Here is a 20,646-nt window from a genome sequence, read left to right on the forward strand (position 1 = left end):
CCTGATTCACCGCCGAACCCCGCACCACCGCCAACACCTCATGACCACTACGCCGCGCATCCGACAACCGCTCCAACAACAACACCCCCACACCCTCGGCCCAGGCGGTGCCGTCCGCCGCGGCGGCGAACGCCTTGCAGCGTCCGTCGAGGGCCAGTCCGCGCTGGCGCGAGAACTCCACGAAGGCGCCCGGGGTCGACATCACGGCGACGCCGCCCGCGAGCGCGAGCGAGCACTCGCCGGAGCGCAGCGCCTGTGCGGCGAGGTGGATCGCCACCAGGGACGACGAACAGGCGGTGTCCACCGTCACCGCGGGGCCCTCGAGGCCAAGGGTGTACGACACGCGACCGGACACGACGCTGCCCGCGCCGCCGGTGAGGACGTAGCCCTCGATGTCCTGGGAGCCGGTGCCCATGCGGGGCGCGTACTCCTGTCCGGCGACGCCGGTGAAGACGCCGACGCTCTCGCCCTTGAGGGTGGAGGGGTCGATTCCGGCGCGTTCCAGGGTCTCCCAGGAGGTCTCCAGGAGGAGCCGCTGCTGCGGGTCCATCGCCAGCGCCTCGCGTGGGGAGATCCCGAAGAACTCGGCGTCGAAGCCGGCGACATCGTCGAGGAAGCCGCCCTCACGGACGTAGGACTTGCCGGACGCGTCCGGGTCGGGGTCGTAGAGGCTGTCGAGGTCCCAGCCGCGGTCCGCCGGGAAGGCGCCGACGGCGTCGGTGCCCTCGGAGACCAGTCGCCACAGCCCCTCGGGGGAGGTCACCCCGCCCGGCAGCCGGCAGCCCATGGCCACGATGGCGATGGGTTCGGTGCGCCGGCCCTGTTCCTCGCGCAGCTTCTCTCGCGTCTGCTGCAGCTCGGCCGAGACCCGCTTGAGGTAGGTGAGCGCCTTCTCGTCGGTGGTCATGGAACCTGATCTCCTCTTCCCGGTTGCCTGGCGGGTCAGCCGAGCCCGAGCTCGTTGTCGATGAAGGCGTAGACGTCGTCGGCGGTGGCGGCTTCGAGTTGCCTGGCCCGGTCGGCGGTCTCGGTGGAGCCGTCGCTGTGCGCGGCCTCTTCGAGCCGCGATCCGAGGAACTTCAGCCGGGCGTGGATGCCGGAGTGCTCCAGTTCCTCCGCCAACAGGGCGTCGAGCGCCGCTTCCAGGGCCTCGAGCTTGGCCGCGACCGGGTCGGACTCCTGGTCGAGGGCCTTGAGCAGGTATTCGGCGAGCACGGTGGGCGCCGGGTAGTCGAACACGGCGGTCGTGGGCAGCCTGGTACCGGCGGCCTTGCCGAGCCGGTTGCGCAGCTCCACCGCGGTCAGCGAGTCGAACCCGGCTTCCTTGAACGCGCGGTCGGGTACGACCAGTGAGGCGTCGGAGTGGCCCAGGACGGTCGCCGCCTCCGTGCGGACGACGTCCAGGACGAAGGCGGCCTTCTCGTCCGCGGAGAGTGCGGCGAGCCTGTCGGCCAGGGTGCGCCCGGGGACCGTACCCGCGGCAGCGGCGCGGCGTGGAGCCCGGACGAGTGCGCGCAGCAGCGGGGGGAGCCCGCCGGATGCGGCCCGGCCCCGCAGCACGCTCAGGTCGAGCCGGGTCGGCACGAGGGCGGGTTCCCCGGCGGTGAGGGTGGCGTCGAAGAGGGCCAGGCCCTCTTCGGCCGACATCCCGAGCATGCCGTCGCGTTCGGTGCGCCGCAGGTCCGCCTCGGTGAGGTTGCCGGTCATGTCGCTCGCGTGCGCCCACAGGCCCCAGGCGAGCGACACCGCGGGCAGTCCCTCGGCACGGCGGGCGCGGGAGAGTCCGTCGAGGAAGGAGTTGGCCGCCGCGTAGTTGGCCTGTCCGGGATTGCCGAGGACACCGGCGGCCGAGGAGAACAGCACCCAGGCGGCGAGGTCGAGGCCCCGGGTCAGCTCATGCAGGTTCAAGGCGGCGTCGACCTTGGGCCGCAGGACGGTGGCCATCCGTTCCGGGGTGAGCGCGGAGAGCACGCCGTCGTCGACGACGCCCGCGGTGTGCACCACGGCCGTCAGGGGCGCGGTCGCCGGGACGGACTCCAGCAGCCGGGCCAGGGCGGCGCGGTCGGCGGCGTCGCAGGCCGCGATGCGTACGGTCGCTCCGAGGGCGGTGAGTTCGGCGGTGAGTTCCCGCGCGCCGGGCGCGTCGGGACCGCGCCTGCTGGTGAGCAGCAGGCTGCGGGCGCCGTGTTCGGTGACGAGATGGCGAGCGACGAGCGCACCGAGGGAGCCTGTGCCGCCGGTGATCAGGAAGGTGCCGTTCGGGTCGGGCCGACGCGGCAGGGTCAGAACGGCCTTCCCCACGTGGCGGGCCCGGCTGAGGTGCCGGAAGGCGTCCGGAGCCTGCCGTACGTCCCATGCCGTCACCGGCAGCGGGGTGAGGGCTCCGCGGTCGAAGAGGCCGCCCAGCTCGTCGAGCAGCTCCCGTATCCGGTCGTCGTCCGCCTCCGCGAGGTCGTAGGCGCGGTACCCCACTCCGGGGAAACGTTCGGCGACCTCGGTGGCGTCGCGGATGTCGGTCTTGCCCATCTCCAGGAAGCGGCCGCCCCGCGGCAGCAGGCGCAGGGAGGCGTCGACGAACTCGCCGGCCAGTGCGTCGAGGACGACGTCGACGCCACGGCCGCCGGTGGCGTCGAGGAAGTGCTGCTCGAAGTCGGTGGTGCGGGAGTTGGCGATGTGCGCGTCGTCGAGTCCTCGGGCACGCAGGGTGTCCCACTTGCCGGGGCTGGCGGTGCCGTAGACGTCGGCGCCCAGGTGTCGGGCGATCTGGACAGCGGCCATGCCCACGCCGCCGGCCGCGGCGTGGATCAGGACCGTCTCGCCGGTCCGGACGCCGGCCAGGTCGCGCAGCCCGTAGAGGGCGGTGAGGAACGCGATGGGCGCGGTGGCGGCCTGCGCGAAGGTCCATCCGGCGGGGACGCGGACCAGCCTGCGGTGATCGGTCACGGCTTCCGGGGCGAACGCCCCGCCGGGGAACAGGCCCATGACCCGGTCGCCGGGCGACAGGCCGGTCACGCCGGGGCCGGTCTCCAGGACGGTGCCGGCGGCCTCGCCTCCGATCGCGGCCCGGCCGGGGTACATGTCCAGGGCGATCATGACGTCGCGGAAGTTCATGCCCGCGGCGCGGACGGCCACGCGGACCTGGCCGGCAGCCAGAGGGCCGGAGGCGGTGTCCGGCACGAGGGCCAAGTTCTCCAGAGTGCCGGGCCCGGTGGTGTCCAGGTGCCAGGCTCCGGTGCCATCGGGAACGGTCAGGCCCGTATGGGTGGCACGGACGAGGCGGGGCACGGACACCTCGCCGTCACGCACCGCGAACTGCGGCTCGTCCAGGGCCGCGGCCACCGCCGGGATGCCGGTGAGCACGTCGCGTGAGGCGTCGTGTCCGTCGATGTCGGCCAGGACGAAGCGGTCGGGGTTCTCGGACTGGGCGGAGCGCACCAGGCCCCAGACCGCGGCGCCCGCCGGGTCGGTGACACTCTCGCCGTCGCGAACGGCGACGGCGCCCCTGGTGATCACCAGCAGCCGTGCGGTGTCGCCGCCGGGCTCGGCCGGCAGCGCCTGGAGGTTCTCCAGTACGCGGGTGGTGAGTGCGTGCACGTCCTCGGCCGAGGTGCCGACGCCGCAGCCGTCTCCGGTGGCGTCGAGGACGCGGACGCCGTCGAGTCCGTCCGCTCGCGCCGTGACCGGCAGAGTCTTCCACGTCGTACGGAACAGGGATTCGTGGCCCGCTTCGCCGGCCGGACGCAGTTGTCCGGCGGCCACGGGGCGCAGGACGAGCGAGTCGACGTCGGCGACCGGGGCTCCGGTCGCGTCGGTGATGCGCAGGGACACCGTGTTCTCTCCGGCGGGGGTCAGCCGGACCCGCAGGGTCTTGGCACCCGAGGCGTGCAGCCGTACGCCGTTCCAGGCGAAGGGGAGCAGACGGCTCCCGTCGCCGGGTTCGGCAATGCCGCCCAGGGCGCTGGGGTGCAGCGCGGCGTCGAAGAGGGCCGGGTGCAGGCCGAACCGGTCGGCGTCGGCGTGGTGTTCGTCGTCGAGGGAGATGTCGGCGAGGACCTCCTCGCCGAGGGTCCACGCCGCGCGCAGTCCCTGGAAGGCGGGGCCGTACTCGTAGCCGGACTCGGCTCGTTCCCGGTAGAAGTCCGTGACGGGCACGGGCTTGGCATGCGAAGGGGGCCACGGGGCCGGGTCGGTGCCGGGAGCGTCGTCGGGGTCCGTCCGTGCCAGGGTGCCGCTCGCGTGGCGTGTCCACGCCGCGCCGTCGCCGTCGCCGTCGCCGTCGGGGCGGGAGTGGACGGCGACGGGGCGGTCGCCGCTCTCGTCGGGGGCACCGACGTGCACGCGGATGCGCACCGCGCCGTCGGCGGGCAGGACCAGGGGCTCAGCCAGGACCAGTTCGCGGACGACTCCGTACCCGACCTCGTCGCCGGCCCGGACGGCCATCTCGACCAGGGCGGTACCGGCGAGCAGGACCGTGCCGCCGACCGCGTGGTCGGCGAGCCAGGGCTGGTCGGCCGGGCACAGGCGTCCGGTGAAGGTGACGGCGTCGGCCTCGGGCAGGTCCACCGCCGCGGTCAGCAGCGGATGGCCGGCCGCGGTGATACCCGCGGCTCCGAGGTCGCCGGGGCCGGCGGCGTCGAGCCAGTAGCGCCGGTGTTGGAAGGCGTATGTCGGTACGGCGGTGCCGCGGGCGCCGCTGCCGGCGAACAGGGAGGGCCAGTCGACGCGGGCGCCCCGGGTGTGGGCCCGGGCGACGGCCGTGAGCAGCGTCCTCGGCTCCGGCCTTCCGTCGCGCAGTGCGGCCACACAGTCGACGTCCTCGGGAAGGCAGTCGCGCGCCATGGCGGTCAGCACCCCGCCGGGCCCGAGTTCGAGCACGGTGGTGACGCCCTGCTCGTGCAGGGTGTGCAGGCCGTCGGCGAAGCGGACCGTGCCGCGGACGTGACGCACCCAGTAGTCGGGGGCGCACAGCTGCGCGGGGTCGGCGAGGGCGCCGGTCAGGTTGGAGACGACGGGCACGACGGGGGTGCGGTAGCTCAGTCCGGCGGCGACCTCGTGGAACGCGTCGAGCATCGGGTCCATGCGCGGCGAGTGGAAGGCGTGCGAGACGCGCAACCGCTTGGTCTTGCGGCCGCGGGCCGCGAACACGGCGGCCACGGCCTCGACGGCCGGCGCGTCACCGGAGAGGACCACCGCCTCGGGGCCGTTGAGCGCCGCGACGGCGACTGCCTCGGTCAGCTCGGCGGCGACCTCGTCCTCGGTGGCCTGGACGGCGATCATGGCACCGCCCTCGGGCAGCCGCTGCATCATCGCGCCGCGGGCGGCCACCAGCGCCGCGGCGTCCTCCAACGACCACACGCCCGCCACGTGGGCGGCGGCGAGTTCGCCGATGGAGTGCCCGGCGACCAGGTCGGGCCGCACGCCCCAAGACTCGACCAGCCGGTAGAGGGCCACCCCGACGGCGAAAAGGGCTGCCTGGGTGTAGGCGGTCCGGTCGAGCAGGTCCGCCTCCGGGGTGCCGGGTTCGGCGAGGACGACGTCGCGCAGCGGGCGGTCGAGCCAGCGGTCCAGGGTGGCGCAGACCTCGTCGAAGGCGCGGGCGTACACAGGGAACGACGCGTACAGTTCGCGGCCTGTCCCGGGGCGCTGCGCGCCCTGGCCGGAGAAGACGACGGCGAGCCTGCCGTCGGTGGCCGTGCCCGTCATGTCGTCGGCGGCGGCGAGGGCGGCAAGGTCGTCGCGGGCCTCCTCGGGGGAGCCGGCGACCACGACCGCACGGTGCTCGAAGGCGGAGCGGCCGCTGAGGGTGAGGGCGACGTCGGCCAGGTCGGGCGCGGGCTCCGCGTCGAGAAGGGCGGCGACGCGTCCGGCCTGGGCGCGCAGGGCCTCAGGGGACTTGGCGGAGAGGACGAGCGGGACGAGCCCGTCGGGCAGGGCGCGCTCCGGTGTGTCCGCCGGGTCCGCTCCGTCGGCGGAGGGTGTGGCGGGTGGCACGGCGGGCTGTTCGAGGACGATGTGGGCGTTGGTGCCGCTGATGCCGAAGGAGGACACGCCGGCGCGGCGCGGGCGCCCGGTCTCCGGCCAGTTCCGTGCCTCGGTGAGCAGTTCGACCGCGCCCGCGGACCAGTCCACCTCCGGTGTCGGAGCGTCGACATGGAGTGTCCGGGGCAGCACACCGTGCCGCATCGCCTGCACCATCTTGATCACGCCTGCCACGCCGGCGGCGGCCTGCGCGTGGCCGATGTTGGACTTGAGGGAGCCGAGCCACAGCGGGTGGCCGTCGCCGGGCCGTTCCTGACCGTAGGTGGCGAGGAGGGCCTGCGCCTCGATGGGGTCGCCGAGGGCGGTACCGGTACCGTGCGCCTCGACGGTGTCGACGTCGGCGGGGGTCAGGCCGGCGTTGGCGAGGGCCTGGCGAATGACGCGCTGCTGGGAGGGGCCGTTGGGCGCGGTCAGCCCGTTGGAGGCGCCGTCCTGGTTCACGGCGATGCCGCGTACGACGGCCAGGACCTCGTGGCCGTTGCGGTGGGCGTCCGACAGCCGCTCCAGCAGGAGCAGACCCACGCCTTCGGACCAACTGGTGCCGTCCGCCGCGGCGGCGAAGGCCTTGCAGCGTCCGTCGGCGGCGAGGCCGCGCTGCCGCGAGAACTCGACGAAGCTGCCCGGGGTCGCCATCACCGCGACACCGCCGGCCAGCGCCAGGGAGCACTCCCCCGCGCGCAGCGCCTGGCTGGCCAGGTGCAGGGCGACCAGCGAGGACGAGCACGCCGTGTCCACTGTCACCGCGGGGCCTTCGAAGCCGAACGTGTACGACACCCGCCCGGACACGACGCTGCCCGCGCCGCCGACGCCGAGGTACCCCTCGATCTCCTTCGCGGGACGCACCGCCCGGCTGGTGTAGTCGTGGTACATGACCCCGGCGAAGACACCGACGTCCGCGCCGCGCAGGGCGGTCACGTCCAGGCCGGCGCGTTCGAAGACCTCCCAGGAGGTCTCCAGGAGGAGCCGTTGCTGCGGGTCCATCGCCAGCGCCTCGCGCGGGGAGATCCCGAAGAACTCGGCGTCGAAGCCGGCCACGTCGTCGAGGAAGCCGCCCTCACGGACGTAGGACTTGCCGGCGGCGTCGGGGTCGGGGTCGTACAGGTCCGCCAGGTTCCAGCCCCGGTCGGCCGGGAACGGGGAGCGGCCGTCGGCGCCGTCGGCGACCAGACGCCACAGGTCCTCGGGCGAGGTGACGCCGCCCGGCAGCCGACAACCCATCGAGACGATGGCGATGGGCTCGTCGGAGACCGCCGCGGCGGGGGCGGGCGGGCCCGGGGCGTCGGCGGACTCGCCGTAGACCTCGCCCAGCAACCGGTGGGCCAGGGCTTCGGGGGTGGGGTAGTCGAAGGCGCTGGTGGCGGGGAGCCGCAGTCCGGTGGCGGTGCCGAGCCGGTCGCGCAGCGCGACGACCATGACGGAGGTGAAACCCAGCTCCTTGAAGGCCCGGTCGGCCGGGATGTCCTCGGTGTCGGTGCGGCCGAGGACTGCGGCGGTCTCGGCTCGTACGAGCCGCAGCAGGGTCTTCTCGCGCTCCTCGGCGGGCAGGCTCTCCAGTTGGCCGAGCAGCTCCGCGGTCGCGGCGGGCGTCCGCCGTGCCGAGGTGTCGATCAGGCCGCGCAGCGGTGCGGGGACCGGGCCGTCGAGCAGGGCGGCGTTGTCGAGGCGCATCGCGATGAACGCGGCCTCGCCCGCGGCGTGTGCGGCGTCGAACATCACCAGGGCCTGCTGTTCGGCGAGTTCGCCCGCCGCGAAGGGGACCGCGCTCCCGGCCGTGCCGTCCGGCCAGGGTCCCCAGGCCAGGGACAGCGCGGGCAGGCCGTGGGCGCGCCGGTGATGGGCCAGTGCCTCGAGTGCGGCGCTCTCGGCCGCGATCTCGCCGGCGCCGGGGGCGCCGAGGACGCCGAGGGGCGAAGAGCACAGGACGAACGCGGTCAGGTCGCGGTCGGCGGTCAGGTCGTGCAGGGCGTGTGCCGCGGCGGACACGGTACCGGTTCCGGTGACCTCCTCCGCGTGCACCACGGCTGTCAGCGGCGGCCGGTCGCCGTCCGCCAGCAGCCCGGCGAGCGCGGCTCGGTCGCCCGGGTCGCAGGCGGCGGCCGTGGCGCGGGCGCCGGCCCCGGCGAGTTCGGCGCACAGGGCCTGCACGCTCTCGGCACCGTCTTCGGGGCCGAAGGTCAGCAGCAGGTGGCGGGCGGCGTGCGCGGTCACGAGGTGGCGGGCCAGCGCGGCGCCCTGGGCGGTGGCCGCGCCGGTGACCAGGACCGTCCCGTCGGGGTCGAGCAGCTCGGGCGGCTGCTCCTCCCGGTCCATGGAGACACGGGCGAAGCGCGGCAGCAGGGCGACGCCGGAGCGAATGGCGAACTGGGGCTCACCGGCGTGCAGGGCGGCGACCAGGGGCCGGGCCCCGTCCTCGCCGAGACCGTCGGTGTCGAGGTCGGCGAGCACGAGCCGGCCGGGGTGCTCGGTCTGCAGCGCGCGGATCAGACCCCACAGCGGGGTGTGCGCGGGGTCCCTGACGTCCTCGCCCTCGCCGGCGGCCACGGCGCGCCGGGTGAGGACCACGAGCGTGACGTTCTCGTTGCGGTCGTCGGCCAGCCAGTCCGCGAGGGACGTGATGAACTCCTCGATGCCCGCCGCGGAGTCGTAGCGGGTCCGGTCCACGAGGAGGACACCGGTTCCGCCGTGGGCCGCGGGGCGGGCCGCCGTGCGGGCGGCGGCCGGGTCGGTGTGGACCTCGCACGGTATGCCGACGTCCGCCAGGGCGGCGGCCAGACCGAGCGAGTCGGTGCCCGCCAGTGCCCAGTCGTCCGGCTCGCCCGGGGCTCTGCCCAGGGCGAGCGGGGAGCTGGGTATCCAGTCGACGCGGAACAGCGAGTCGTACAGGCCGCTGCTGGTGGCGCGCAGCCGGGCGGGCGTCTCCAGCAGCCGATGCCGGATGATCTTGCCCGAGGCGGTACGCGGGATCGAGTCGATCTCGTACAGCTCTTCGGGCACCTTGAAGTAGGAGAGCCGGTCGCGGCACTCGGCGAACAGCTGTTCCGTGTCCGGTCCCTGGGGGCCGGGGACGATGAACGCGACCGGCACCTCGCCCAGCACGTCGTGCGGCTTGCCGACGACCGCGACGTCGGTGACGCCGGGGACGGTGCGCAGGACCTCCTCCACCTCTCCGGGGTGGATGTTCTCCCCGGCGCGGATGATGAGTTCCTTCTTGCGGCCGGTGATCGTGAAGTAGCCGGCCATGTCACGGCGGGCCAGGTCACCGGTGCGGTACCAGCCGTCGTGGAAGGCGGCCGCGGTGGCCTCGGGCTGGTTGTGGTAGCCGGCCATGACACTCGGCCCGCGTACCCACACCTCGCCCTCCTGGCCCTCGGCGACGTCCTCTCCGGTCCGGGTGTCCACCAGGCGTACGCCCAGACCCACCACCGGCAGGCCGCAGGAGCCCTCGATCCGGGCGCCCGAGGGCCAGTTGACGGTGATGGAGCCACAGGTCTCGGTGGAGCCGTAGGCGTCGATGAGGGGAACGCCGAAGGCACGCTCGAACGACCGACGCAGCGAGGCGGTGGTGACCGCGCCGCCGACCAGGGCCACGCGCAGCCGGGGAGCGGTGAAGCCGCGGTCGCGTGCCGCGTCGAGCAGGTAGTGCAGCAGGGTGGGGACGCCGGCCAGGAAGGTGGCGCGCTCCTCGTCCAGTGCGGTCAGCACGTCCTCGGCCGACAGGCCGTCGACGATGCGGGCGCTGGCGCCCACGGCCACCACAGAGAGCACGCAGGCGATGTGCGAGAGGCTGTGGAAGAGGGGCAGCGGCCAGACGACGCGGTCCTCGGGGCCGAGTCCGGGCACCGGCACGTAGCAGGCGGCCACCGACCACAGGCAGTTGCGCTGGGTGGAGAGCACGCCCTTGGGCCTGCCGGTGGTGCCCGAGGTGTAGAGCATCCACGCCAGGTCGTCCAGTCCGAGGTCGTCGCGGGCCGGGGTGGCGGGTTCCCGGGTCGCGAACGACTCGTAGGGCAGGAAGTCCGACGGCACCGGCTCGTCGCCGACCAGGACGGCCGTCAGGTGCGGGCGGTCCGGCAGCAGGCGCCGCAGCTGTTCCACGTGCAGGTGGTCGGTGATGACGATCCGGGCACCGCTGTCGTCAAGGATGTGGGCGAGTTCCGCGTCGCTGCTCTGCGGGTTGACCGGGACGCCGATGGCACTGGCCCGGGTGATGGCGTAGTAGCTCTCGACGATCTCGACGCGGTTGCCCAGGCAGATGGCCGCGCGGTCGCCCGGTTGCAGCCGCAACTCCGCAAGGTGTCCGGCCAGTCGCCGGGTCCGCAGTTCCAGATCGGTGTAGCTCACGCTCCGTTGGGCGTCCCGGTAGGCGACCTTGCCACCGAAGTGCCGAGCCTGGTGGACCAGCAGCTCGGGAAGCGGTCGGATCAGCTCCGTGCGCAACATGTGTCGTCATCCCTCCAGGGCGACAGCAGACGGGCAGCCCGTAATGGCTGATGGTTCGCCCTGCCCGGCACAGTCTTGCCATCCGACGCTGCCCCACACCCCCCTCATCACCCCCCTACACATCCCTAACTTGAGGAGTGACGAGAATTAATCAGCAGGTGTTTGGTGCGGCGGTCCGACGGCATTAGGCTCCGCCGCCGTACTAACAGTCATCTCGTTATCGGCTATCGGCCAGAAATACACCCGTGATGAGCGGCAAGCGCATTCCCGCGAGTGCCCGGGAAGCGGGATTCCTTTCCCCGACAGCCTTCCCTCCGCGGCAGGACCGCAGAGAAAGGGACATCAACTGAAATGACGGATTCCGCACACCATCACACCCGTGTCCAGGTGGATCTCGGCGACCGCTCGTACCCCGTCGACATCGGCCCCGGGGTGCGGCACTCGCTGTCCGGGATCGTCGAGCGGCTGGGAGCGCGGCGCGCGGCGGTGGTCTCCGCCCGGCCGGACGCCTGGATTCCCGACCCGGGCGTGCCCTCGCTCGTCCTGCGGGCCCGTGACGGCGAGCCGGACAAGACGCTCGCCACGGTCGAGTCGCTGTGCCGGGAGTTCGTGCGCTTCGGCCTGACCCGTGACGACGTGGTCGTCTCCGTCGGCGGCGGCACCACGACGGACGTCGTGGGTCTCGCCGCCGCGCTCTTCCACCGCGGGGTGCCCGTGGTACATCTCCCGACCACGCTGCTCGCTCAGGTGGACGCCAGTGTCGGCGGCAAGACGGCGGTGAACACACCCGAGGGCAAGAACCTCATCGGCGCCTACTGGCAGCCCAGCTCGGTGCTGTGCGACACCGACTACCTGGAGACCCTGCCCGAGCGGGAGATGCTCAACGGCTACGGGGAGATCGCGCGCTGCCACTTCATCGGCGCCGGCGACCTGCGGGAGCTGCCGCTGCGGGAGCAGATCGCGGCGAGTGTGGCGCGCAAGGCACAGATCGTGTCCGCCGACGAACGCGACACCGGCCTGCGTCACCTGCTCAACTACGGCCACACCCTCGGCCACGCGCTGGAGCTGGCGACGGACTTCAGGCTGCGGCACGGCGAGGCAGTGGCGATCGGCACCGTGTTCGCGGGGCGGCTCGCACGGGCCATGGACCGGATCGACGAACAGCGGGCGGTGGAGCACCTGGAGGTGGTGCGCCACTACGGACTCCCCCACGAGCTGCCCGCGGACGTCGCACCGGCCCGGCTGATCGATCTGATGCGGCTGGACAAGAAGGCGACGTCGGGGCTGACCTTCGTGCTGGACGGCGAGAACGGCGCCGATCTGGTGGCGGACCTGCCGGAGAACGTCGTCGCGCGGGTGCTGGCGGAGATGCCGCGCACGGCGGCCTGAGAGGGGTCGCATGCGACAGGCGGTCCGCGCCGGTCCGGACGAGGGATTCGTCCGGACCGGCGCGGACCACGTCGTTTCCGGCCGGGGGGGGCGGGACACCGCCGGCCATGGCGGACGTCGGCCCCCTGACCCGCCCGGCCTCAGTGCTCCAGTGGCCGCCCCTTCGCCAGCAGGACGGCCCCGTACAGTGAGGAGAGTCCGCCGAGACGGGCGGCCTCCACGGGAGGCAGAGGGTGGCCGGAGCGGGCCAGCCGCGCCATCTGCCCCGCAACCGTGGCGGTGAAGCCGGGCAGGCCGTCGGCGAATCCGCCACCGACCACGACCAGGGCGGGGTGGAGCAGTTCGCTCACCCCGACGGCGGCCGTGGCCAGCGCCGCGCACCCCTCGCGCACGGCGTCGGCGGCCCACCGCGTGCCGTCGGCGAGGGCCTGCGCCAGCTCGGCGAAGCTCACCTCGGTGCCGCGGGCGCGAGCGGCCCGGCGCAGTACGGCGGGGCCCGAGGCCACGGACTGCACACAGCCGCGGCGCCCGCAGTCACAGCGCTCCCCGGACCGGTCCACGACCAGGTGGCCGATCTCGCAGGAGCCCCGGGACGGGCCGGGCATCAGCCTGCCGCCAAGGACGATCCCGCCGCCGACGCCGGTGCCGACGCCGAGGTACAGCAGATCGGGACGGCCCGCCGCGTGTGCCTCGGCGAGCGCGGCGAGGTCGCCGTCATCGGCACAGACCACCTCAGTGGTGCCGAAGATCCCGCGCAGGGCGCTGCCGAGGTCGACGCCGGTCCAGCCCGGACGGTTGGGCCAGGCGGTGACGACTCCGGCCGCGTCCAGGGTGGCGGGCATGGCCACCCCGACGCCCGCGCACGAGTCCGGGGCGCCGCCGCACAGCTCCCGGACCTGCCGAGCGAGCAGATCGAGGTCCGCCGCCGCGTGCGCGGGCCGGTCCGCGGCCCGCGGCCACCGGAAACCGGCCTCGCGTACGGTGCCGTCCGGGTACTCCGCACGCAGGGCGACCTTGGTGCCGCCCACGTCGATGCCCAGGTGGTAAGGGATGGCTGCCTCCTGGCCGGGTCAGTCCCCGAGGTGATCGGTGACGATCTCTGCGACCCGGCGGAGCACGCGCGGGCTGCTGAGCATCTCCTCGTGACCGCAGCCCAGTTCGTGGCGCACGATCTCGCCCACGACGTACGGCGCCCAGGCCTCGCTGGAGGCCGCTTCGGCCACCGGGCTGGGATCGGCCGCGAACAGGTGCATGGCGCCGCTGTACTTCTCGGGCGTGTGGGCCTTCCAGGCGCCGAGGTCGGTCAGCATCGTCTCGACGAAGGTCTCGGCCGCGCTCTTCCGGCCGTGCCAGGCGTAGTTGGTCGCCATGTCGGCGAACTCGGCGATGTCCTCGTACCTGAGCGGGCGCTCGTACTCGGTGAGGTCCTTGCCGTTGATCAGCAGGATCAGCTCGATCAGGCCCTGTTCGTCACGGTCCTCCTTGTCCGTGATGTGCGGGTTGGTGTTGAACACGCCGAGGAACTCGATCTCTTCACCGCGTTTCTGGAACTCGGCGGCGACGGCGTGGGCCAGGATGCCGCCGAAGGACCAGCCCAGGATGCGGTAGGGGCCCTCGGGCTGCACGCCGCGGATCCGGTCCGCGTAGTCCGCCGCCATCGCCGCGATGCTGTCGACGGGCGTGTCGAACTCCTGGAAGGTGTGCGACTGGAGGCCGTAGATCGGGTAGTCCAGGCTGAAGTGCTGGGCGAGAACGCCGTAGCACCAGGCGGTGCCCCCGAGGTGGCGCATGCAGAACAGCGGCCGGGCGGAGCCCCTGGTCATCAGCGGCAGCAGGACGTCGAAGGAGTCCTGCGGTTCCTCACCGGTCAGCCGCCTGGACAACTCGGCCGGCGTCGGGGACTCCACGAGCATCCGGATCGAGAGTTCCAGCCCCATCTCGGAACGCACCCGAGCAAGCAGCCGTGCCGCGAGCACCGACGAACCGCCGAGGTCGAAGAAACTGTCACGTGGTCCGATCTGCTCCACGCCGAGCACCTCGGCGAAGAGCCGGCTGAGCATCAGCTCCGACTGCGTGAGGTGCGTCTCGACCATGGCTGTCTGCGCGACGACGGGTGCCGGCAGCGCCTTGCGGTCGAGCTTGCCGTTGGGGGTGAGCGGGAAGTCCTCCAGGGCCACCACGGCGGAAGGCACCATGTACAGGGGCAGCGTGTCCGCCACGAGGTTCCGCAGCTCCTTGACGTCGGGCACACGGCCGGAGGCGGCTGTCACGTACGCCACGAGGCGCCGGTCGCCGGGCCGGTCCTCCCGGACCGTCGCGGCCGCCTGGCCGACGTCCTCGGACCGCTCCAGGGCGGCCTCGATCTCGCCGAGTTCGACCCGGAAACCGTGCAGCTTCACCTGATGGTCGGCACGGCCGACGTACTCCAGGGCGCCGTCCGCGCGCTGTCGCACCACGTCGCCGGTGCGGTACATCATCGCGCTGCCGTCCCCGGAACGGTCGGGCAGGAAGCGCTCGGCGGTCAGCTCCGGCCGGTTGAGGTAGCCACGGGCCACGCCCGCGCCGGCGATGAACAGCTCGCCCTCGGTGCCGGGCTCGACGGGCACCAGTTCCTCGTCGAGGACGTACAACCGGGTGTTGCGCAGCGGCTTGCCGATGACGGCCGCGTCCTCGGGCCCGGCGACCGGGTGCACCGTGGACCACACGGTGCTCTCCGTGGGCCCGTACCACTGGATGACCTCGGCGCCGAGGTCGAGCAGTGTCGCCGCCAGCTTCTCCGACAGCGCCTCGCCGCCGATGAGGATGCGCAGGCCGCGCAGCACCTCGGGGCAGACGGTGGCCAGCATGTGCCAGTGGGTGGGAGTGGCCTGAGCGGTGCCGATCTCCCCGCGGACGATCAGGTCGCCCAGCGCCTGCGGGTCCTGCCCGGTGGCACGCGGCGCGATGACCGCGCGGGCACCGGTGTAGTACGGCAGGAACAGCTCGGGCACCGACATGTCGAACGTGGCGGTGGTGACCGACAACATGCGGTCGCCGGGTCCCAGGGAGAGCCGCTCCCGCATCGCCTCCAGCAGGTTGTGCAGGGCGCGCACCGGGATCTCGACGCCCTTGGGGGTGCCGGTGGAGCCCGAGGTGTAGATGACGTACGCGAGGTCTTCGGGCTTCGGCGGGGCGGCCCGCTCGGCGTCCGTCAGATGCCCGGCGGGCAGCGCGGCCAGCGTCGCGGCCGTCGCGGGATCGTCCAGCACGATGCGGGGAACGCCCACATCGGTGCGGTCGGCGTCGATGCGGGTCGACGTCACCAGGGCGACCGGGGCGGCGTCGCGGACCTGGAAGGCCACGCGCTCGGCGGGGTGTTCCGGGTCGAGCGCGAGGTAGGCACCGCCGGCCTTGAGCACCGCCAACAGCGTCACCAGCAGTTCTGTGGAGCGGGGCAGCATCACCGCGACGACGCTGTCGGGCCCCACTCCCCGGGCTACCAGGTGGCGGGCGAGCCGGTTGGCCTGCTCGTGCGCTTCCCGGTACGACAGCTCCACACCCTCGCATTCGAGGGCCGTAAGGTCCGAAACGGAGTCGGCCCGCTCCTCCAGCGCCTTCACCAGCATGTTCCCCTCCACAGGGCTCGTACGTCATTCTCGCCAGGGGGCCGCTCAGGCGGCCGGGGTGCGCATCCAGCGGTTCCAGTACGGCCGCCAGCCGTGGCGGTGCCAGAACGGCGTGGAGATCGGGTTGAACATGGCGTGGTAGCCGACCGCGGCACCGATGCCTATGGCGTCCAGATCGGCGTGCACGTGGTGGGCGAGGGAGGTGCCGATGCCCAGGCTGCGATAGCCCTCCTTGACTGCCTGGCAGACCAGGTGCGCGACCGGGGCGGCGGTGATCTTCGTCGCGAGCCATGCCTGCTGCGGCTCGGAGAAGTCCTCGCCCCGGTGCATGCCGACGATCGCGCCCTCGTACTCGGCGACCCAGATCAGCGGTTCGTCGCGCTTGAACGACGCGGTGATCTCCTCGCGCAGCAGCGCCTCGGTGGTGGCGCGTTCGACGGCGCCGCTGACCGCGGCGTCGAACCGGGTCTCCACCATCTGCAGTTCGAACACCGCCTCGCTGTCCTCGACGGTGGCCCGGCGCACGCGGACCCGGCCCGACTCCGGCACGAGTTCGGTGCCCTTGAGCCGACCGATCATCACGAACTCGGGAACGAACCCGAAGGCGCGCAGGACCCGGGTCATGGCGACGTCGCGGCTGGGCCACTCGACGGCGGCCATGGAGTCCGCACCGGGGCGTTCCGGGTGGCTCTCCATGTACTGCCGCCAGCGTGTGAGCAGAGCGGCCATCTCGTCGGGCCCTGAGACCTGCGGGGTGAGCTCCCAGCGGTCCAGTGGGCCGAGCACCGCCTCCAGCGCGTCGGCGTCGACGCGGGTGTGCGTCAGCAGGCCACGTGCCCCGTTCACCTCCAGCAGCTCTTGGCCGTCGGAGGGCTCCGGCAGCGCTTCGGCCGCCGGAATCATCCGGTCGACGGCGCGCAGCCGGTCGCGGTGGGCGGCCAGTACTGATTCCGCCGTCTGTCCCTGGAGCATCGTGTCGTGTCCTCGGCTTTCAGTCGTATCGTGGCGAAGTCACGGAGGGGCGGCTCCGCGGGAACAAGGGGGTCTGTCGCGGCGGGTGGCACCGCTCAGCGGTCGGTGACCTTCTCCAGCAACGCGCGGGCCGCGAGCCGATAGCCCGTGGCGCCGAGGCCGAAGATCACTCCGGCGGCGAGCGGTCCGGTCACCGATTCGTGCCGGAACTGTTCGCGGGCCCAGACGTTGGAGAGGTGGACCTCGATCCACGGGCGCGGGTAGTTGGCCAGCGCGTCCCTCAGTCCCCAGCCGGCCATCATCAGGGCCGCGGGATTGATGATCGCGCCGACGGTGTCGTAGTTGCCTTGAACGGTGCGGATCATCTCCGCCTCACCGTCGTGCTGGAACGCTTCAACTTTCCAGCCGCGGTCGGCCACTTCCTCGGCGACCCATCCTTCGATGTCGGCGAGCGTGTCCGTTCCGTAGATCTCGGGCTGACGGCTCCCGAGTATGCCGAGATTCGGTCCGTTCATCAACAGGAGCCTGCTCAATACACACCATGCCTTATACGGAGCCACTGGGAAGTCGTTTTTGTAGCACGCACATTGACAGGTAAACACCGGCACTCGGTATGCCCGCAGTCACAAGGGGGAACATAGGGGGGTCACCAGGGGAATGACGCCTCGCCAACCACTGGGTTAGCGTGCTAATCGCGACGACCGACCCCGCCCGGAGACCGCCGGCCTGCCCGGCCGGGCCCGCGGACCGCACCGAGGTCGTGTTCCGGTGCCGGCGTCCGCGTGGACACGCCGGTCCGTGAGGAGCGGTTCCGTGTCGTGCCTCCGTGACGATCGGTGCGGCAGCATTCGCACGCGCATAGACCGAAGGAGCAAGGAACAGCATGAGCAGTGGTGTGCAACTGGGCTCAGACCTACCGGCCTGGCCGCAGTACGACGACGCGGAGCGGACCGGCCTGATCCGTGCGCTGGAGCAGGGTCAGTGGTGGCGCATGGGCGGCGCAGAGGTCGACGCCTTCGAGCGGGAGTTCGCCGAGTACCACGGCAGCAAGCACGCACTGGCGGTCACCAACGGCACGCACGCCCTCGAACTGGCCCTGGAGGTCATGGGTGTCGGCCCCGGCACCGAGGTGATCGTGCCGGCCTTCACCTTCATCTCCTCGTCCCAGGCCGCTCAGCGCCTCGGTGCTGTCGTGGTGCCGGTGGACGTGGACCCGGAAACCTACTGCATCGATCCGGCCGAGGCCGCGAAGGCCGTCACCTCGAAGACCCGCGCCATCATGCCCGTACACATGGCGGGCCAGTTCGCCGACATGGACTCCCTCGACAAGGTGGCCGCCGACTCCGGCGTGCCGCTGATCCAGGACGCCGCCCACGCGCAGGGCGCCACCTGGAACGGCCGGCGGGTCGGCGAGCTGGGCTCGGTCGCCGCGTTCTCCTTCCAGAACGGCAAGCTGATGACGGCCGGCGAGGGCGGTGCGGTGCTGTTCCCGACCGCCGAGATGGCGGAGCACGCCTTCGTACGGCACAGCTGCGGACGCCCGCGCAACGACCGCGGCTACTTCCACCGCACGTCGGGCTCCAACTTCCGACTCAACGAGTTCTCCGCCTCAGTGCTGCGCGCCCAGCTCGCGCGCCTGGACGGGCAGATCCAGACGCGCGAGGAGCGCTGGCCGCTGCTGTCCTCACTGCTCGCCGAAATCCCCGGCGTGGCACCTCAGCGGCTGGATCGCCGGGCCGACCGCAACCCGCACTACATGGCCATGTTCCGGATCCCGGGCATCACGGAGGAACGGCGCGCACAGGTCGTCGACACCCTCATCGAGCGCGGTGTCCCCGCGTTCGTCGCGTTCCGCTCGATCTACCGCACGGACGCCTTCTGGGAGATGGGCGCGCCGGACCTGTCGGTGGACGAACTGGCCCGGCGCTGCCCCCACTCCGAGGCACTGACGTCCGACTGCCTGTGGCTGCACCACCGGACGCTGCTCGGCACCGAGCAGCAGATGCACGAGGTCGCCGCCGTCATAGCCGACGTCCTCGGCTCATGAGCACGGCACACCACGACGGCCGGCCGGTCCGCACCGCCGTGGTGGGGCTCGGCTGGGCAGCTCGGTCCATCTGGCTGCCGCGGCTGCGTCACCACCCCGACTTCGCCGTGAGCGCGGCGGTGGACCCCGACCCGGCCTCGCGCGCGGCCGTCACTGCGGACGCCCCTGATACCCCGGTCCTGGCAGCCGTGCACGATGTGGACCCCTCAGAGGTGGACCTGGCCGTCGTGGCCGTCCCCAACCACCTGCACTGCGAGATCGCCGGAGACCTGCTCCGCAAAGGCATCCCGGTCTTCCTCGAGAAGCCGGTGTGTCTGACATCGGCAGAGGCGGAGCAGCTGGCCGAGGCCGAACGCGTCGGCGGTGCGCGGCTCCTGGCAGGCAGCGCCGCCCGCCACCGTGCCGACGTCCGGGCCCTGCTCGCGAGCGCCGGCGACCTGGGCGCCGTCCGCCACATCGAACTGTCCTGGGTGCGTGCCCGGGGCGTGCCGGACGCGGGCGGCTGGTTCACGCAGCGTCGCCTGTCGGGCGGCGGAGCGCTGGTGGACCTGGGATGGCATCTGTTCGACATCGCCGCGCCCCTGCTGGGCTCGGCGGAGTTCGCGCAGGTCACCGGTGCGGTCTCGGACGACTTCATCGCGCGGGACACCGCACGGGTCTCCTGGCGCGCCGAGGGGACCGCGGAAGACCAGGAGAGCGAGCGGGCGACCGTCGGCGTCATCGACGTCGAGGACACCGCCCGCGCGTTCCTCGTCACCGATGACGGTGTCTCACTGTCACTGCATGCGAGCTGGGCCTCGCACGAGGAACGCGACATCACCCGGATCCGGATCGACGGCAGCGCGGGCAGCGCGACCCTGCGCTGCACGTTCGGCTTCAGTCCCAACCGCCTGGAGCACCCGGAGCTGACGCGCACCGACGACGGGCGGACCCGAGCGGTCACGGTGCCCGAGGAGCCCATCGGCACGGAGTACGACCGGCAGCTCGATGAGTTGCTCGCCCAGCTGCGGGACCCGGCCGGTCCACGCCGGGCCATCGAGGAGGCGCGCCGCACCATCAGCGCCATCGAGCGGATCTACTCCTCAGCCCGCGCCGCGCAGCAGAAAGCCCAGCCGCACCGGGTGTGACCGGCACGACCGACCGCCGAATCGGCCCGGGCTGCCGCCCGTATCGGGCGGCAGCGGTCCCGCACCCGAAGCCGTCGCCCCACGAAAGAGAGCGTCACAGCGCCATGGACAGTCTTGGAACCAGCCAAGGCCTCGCCGCCTGCGACAACCGGGCGGAACCGATCAATGCGGTCGTCTTCGACCTCGACGGGGTGCTCGTCAACAGTTTCGGCGTGATGCGCCAGGCGTTCACCGCCGCTTACGCCGAGGTGGTGGGCGACGGCGATCCACCGTTCGAGGAGTACGAGCGGCATCTGGGCCGCTACTTCCCCGACATCATGCGGATCATGGGGTTGCCGCTGGAGATGGAGGCCCCGTTCGTCCGTGAAAGCTACCGGCTCGCCCACCTCGTCCCGGTCTTCGACGGCGTACCGGAGATGCTCCGACAACTGCGGGCGCACGGTGTCCCGCTCGCCGTCGCCACCGGCAAGAGCGGACCACGGGCCCGTTCGCTCCTCGCACAGCTCGGTCTGCTGAACCTGTTCACCGTTGTCATCGGCTCCGATGAGGTGGAGCGCCCCAAGCCGGCTCCCGACATCGTGCTGAAGGCCCTGGGCGTGCTCGGCTCCGACCCCGCGCGGACTGTCATGGTCGGCGACGCGGTCACCGACCTCGCCAGCGCCCGGGGCGCCGGCGTCACCGCCGTCGCCGCCCTGTGGGGCGAGACCGACGAGGAGATCCTGCTCGCGCAGAACCCCGATGTCGTACTGCGCACACCATCGGAACTGCTCGAGATGTGCGTCGGCAGGTCCCGCACGCCCTGATCCCGCACACTCACGCGCCGACCCGTCCTTCGGGCTTCAATTCGTCCGTTCCGTACAGGGAATCCAACCACAGATGATCACCGTTCCAATAATCCGACGGAGGAGAATCCGGTGGGATTCACGAGGCTGCGGACACAGACCGTTCCCTACCCGTTACGGCGTCCAGCAGGGGCTATCGGAGAGTTTTCGACCATGTTTCTCCAATGTTCTCAGTCATATCTCGA

10 protein-coding genes are annotated in these 20,646 nt (G+C 72.3%); 4 read left to right on the forward strand and 6 right to left on the reverse strand.

Translation table 11 applies throughout. The features are described 5' to 3' along the window. Together ADK64_RS29145 and ADK64_RS29150 are read right to left on the reverse strand one after the other, a co-directional pair. The coding region (locus ADK64_RS29145) for a beta-ketoacyl synthase N-terminal-like domain-containing protein (RefSeq protein WP_199829736.1) at positions 1-907 on the reverse strand (907 nt) is incomplete at its 3' end. A gap of 35 nt (positions 908-942) precedes the next feature. Continuing rightward, the gene (locus ADK64_RS29150) at positions 943-10,479 is read right to left on the reverse strand and encodes a type I polyketide synthase (protein WP_053663705.1); all 9,537 of its coding nucleotides are present in this window, start codon (positions 10,477-10,479) and stop codon (positions 943-945) included. A 351-nt stretch (positions 10,480-10,830) separates the two neighbouring features. Here ADK64_RS29150 and ADK64_RS29155 point away from each other — a divergent pair, with 351 nt between their 5' ends. Beyond that, positions 10,831-11,868, forward strand: a complete 1,038-nt coding sequence (locus ADK64_RS29155) for a 3-dehydroquinate synthase family protein (protein WP_053663707.1) — start codon at positions 10,831-10,833, stop codon at positions 11,866-11,868. Positions 11,869-12,008: 140 nt separating this feature from the next. Here the strand turns inward: ADK64_RS29155 and ADK64_RS29160 are convergent, their stop codons facing one another. From ADK64_RS29160 to ADK64_RS29175, 4 genes are all read right to left on the reverse strand, one after another. Continuing rightward, a complete protein-coding gene (locus tag ADK64_RS29160) occupies positions 12,009-12,896 on the reverse strand; it encodes an ROK family protein (RefSeq protein WP_234384742.1) in 888 nt (295 codons plus the stop codon). Between the two features lie 42 nt (positions 12,897-12,938). Next, the gene (locus ADK64_RS29165; RefSeq protein ID WP_053663711.1) at positions 12,939-15,473 is read right to left on the reverse strand and encodes an amino acid adenylation domain-containing protein; all 2,535 of its coding nucleotides are present in this window, start codon (positions 15,471-15,473) and stop codon (positions 12,939-12,941) included. 45 nt (positions 15,474-15,518) lie between these two features. Next, on the reverse strand, positions 15,519-16,445 hold the full coding sequence (locus ADK64_RS29170; RefSeq protein WP_053663713.1) for a GNAT family N-acetyltransferase: 927 nt from the start codon (positions 16,443-16,445) through the stop codon (positions 15,519-15,521). A 95-nt stretch (positions 16,446-16,540) separates the two neighbouring features. After that, on the reverse strand, positions 16,541-16,960 hold the full coding sequence (locus ADK64_RS29175; RefSeq protein WP_234384743.1) for a type II 3-dehydroquinate dehydratase: 420 nt from the start codon (positions 16,958-16,960) through the stop codon (positions 16,541-16,543). Positions 16,961-17,328: 368 nt separating this feature from the next. Here ADK64_RS29175 and ADK64_RS29180 point away from each other — a divergent pair, with 368 nt between their 5' ends. The 3 genes from ADK64_RS29180 to ADK64_RS29190 all read left to right on the forward strand — a co-directional run bounded on the left by ADK64_RS29180 (position 17,329) and on the right by ADK64_RS29190 (position 20,422). Next, the gene (locus tag ADK64_RS29180; RefSeq protein ID WP_053663717.1) at positions 17,329-18,492 is read left to right on the forward strand and encodes a DegT/DnrJ/EryC1/StrS family aminotransferase; all 1,164 of its coding nucleotides are present in this window, start codon (positions 17,329-17,331) and stop codon (positions 18,490-18,492) included. Further along, a complete protein-coding gene (locus tag ADK64_RS29185) occupies positions 18,489-19,619 on the forward strand; it encodes a Gfo/Idh/MocA family protein (RefSeq protein WP_053663719.1) in 1,131 nt (376 codons plus the stop codon). Before ADK64_RS29180 ends, ADK64_RS29185 begins: the two co-directional genes overlap by 4 nt. A 104-nt stretch (positions 19,620-19,723) precedes the next feature. Continuing rightward, on the forward strand, positions 19,724-20,422 hold the full coding sequence (locus tag ADK64_RS29190) for an HAD-IA family hydrolase (protein WP_053663721.1): 699 nt from the start codon (positions 19,724-19,726) through the stop codon (positions 20,420-20,422). Positions 20,423-20,646: the final 224 nt, after the last annotated feature.

Source organism: Streptomyces sp. MMG1121 (assembly GCF_001280015.1).
In the GTDB taxonomy this organism is placed as follows: Bacteria; Actinomycetota; Actinomycetes; order Streptomycetales; family Streptomycetaceae; genus Streptomyces.